The organism is Pseudomonas sp. LAMO17WK12:I10 (genome assembly GCF_900215185.1).
In the GTDB taxonomy this organism is placed as follows: Bacteria; Pseudomonadota; Gammaproteobacteria; order Pseudomonadales; family Pseudomonadaceae; genus Aquipseudomonas; species Aquipseudomonas chlororaphis.
Genome location: NZ_OBDX01000085.1, coordinates 1 through 1,573 on the forward strand (window position 1 = coordinate 1; position 1,573 = coordinate 1,573).

Consider the following 1,573-nt stretch of genomic DNA (forward strand, 5'->3'; position numbering starts at 1 on the left):
TAATCGCGGGCGGGCGTCCGATTCTAGGCATGACTTCGAGGCTGTCCAGGCAGAAGAAATGGTAACTTTAGTTTATTTTGTCTACACCTTCTTAGGAACGAATCAAAACGAGGAGATGTCATGACAGAGCAAAATACCTATCAGGTCGCCGACTGGAATGGCCAAAGCGGAGAGTATTGGGCCGCCAATCAAGCCCGGCTCGACGCCATGTTTGCAGTGTTCGGTCAGGCCGCGATAGAAGCCGCCGCGCCCGAGACGGGTGAGCGCGTGCTGGACGTCGGCTGCGGCGCGGGCGCGGGCGCGTCAAGTCTGGCTCTGGCCGCCCGTGTCGGCTCGGGCGGCCAAGTGCTGGGGGTGGACATATCTGAACCGCTGATCGGCCGAGCGTGCGCGCTTGCGCCACAGGATACGCCGGCCCAGTTCCAGGTAGCCGACGCCAGCAGCGCCGAGCTGCCCGAGGGCGCGTTCGACATCCTGTTCTCGCGTTTCGGAGTGATGTTCTTCGACGATCCGACAGGGGCGTTCGCCCATATGCGACGCGCGCTCCGGCCGGGCGGACGGGTCGCTTTTGTCTGCTGGCGCGGCGTGGCCGAGAACGATTGGGTCCGCCTGCCGATGGGCGCGATCAAGGGCATGGTCGCGCCGACCGCACCGCCTGATCTCGAAGCGCCCGGCCCATTCTCGTTCGGCGACCGGGGACGCGTGACACACATCCTGACAGCGGCCGGCTTCACCGATATCACTATTGCGCCCTTCGATGTTTCCATCCCGTTCGGCGAAGGCGAGACGCGAGACGCGGCGATCGACGACGCGGTGAGGATGGTGTTCGAGGGCGGCCCATTGTCGCTTGTGCTCGCGGATCAGCCCGACGACATCCGAGACCACGCCTGGGCCGCGGTCCGTGCCGCCTTCGCGGGCCTCCCCGGCGAGCGCTCGGTGATGATCGACGGCGCGGCGTGGATCGTCATAGCACGCAATCCGGCAGCTAGCAGCTATTAATAGGGGGGAAGTCCCCGCTCGGTGGAGTGGACAACTTTGGCTGGTTAGATTGATGTCCCTTTTGGCTTGGTCATTCGTCCCTGACAAAAGCGAGCACTCGCGAATGACCCAATCGGCCATAAGCGGTTATTTGAAGTCGCGCATTCGCAGCAATTTAATGGTCAGAAATCGAAAATAACCTATGGAAATAAAATATGGATTTGGTTCAGCTTGCACCTGCGCAATACCACATAGCGGATGACTACTGGCATCTTCTCAAAGCAGAGGATGGCGCAGTTTATATTCTCGTCGAGTGTGAAGCGTCTTTCGTGAGTTACGAATGCCTAATCAAGCTGAACGACGAGGAGTTGCGCGACTACAAAGGCTTAGGCTGGCTGTCCATTCAGCACCTGGCAAACCGAATCAATTACTTTGTCGGTGATTACAGCAGTAGAAAAATCACGGGGCCTTTGCTTGAAGAACCTATTCAGGCGTCGAAGCACTAGGTTCTGTACGAAAACCCTTGAAACATCGAAATGGGTAAAATCGCCGCCATCAACGGCAGGAGCCCCTGATGGCCAAGCGATACGAACTC

Annotated in this window: 2 protein-coding genes; both read left to right on the forward strand. The window is 58.9% G+C overall.

Annotated elements, in window-relative coordinates:
* Positions 1-120: 120 nt before the first annotated feature.
* Positions 121-999 carry a methyltransferase domain-containing protein gene (locus CRO75_RS32190; protein WP_097140666.1) on the forward strand — a complete coding sequence of 293 codons (879 nt, stop codon included), beginning with the start codon at positions 121-123 and terminating at the stop codon, positions 997-999.
* A gap of 194 nt (positions 1,000-1,193) precedes the next feature.
* Positions 1,194-1,484, forward strand: coding sequence for a hypothetical protein (locus CRO75_RS32195; protein ID WP_097140668.1), 291 nt, complete (start codon positions 1,194-1,196; stop codon positions 1,482-1,484).
* Positions 1,485-1,573: the final 89 nt, after the last annotated feature.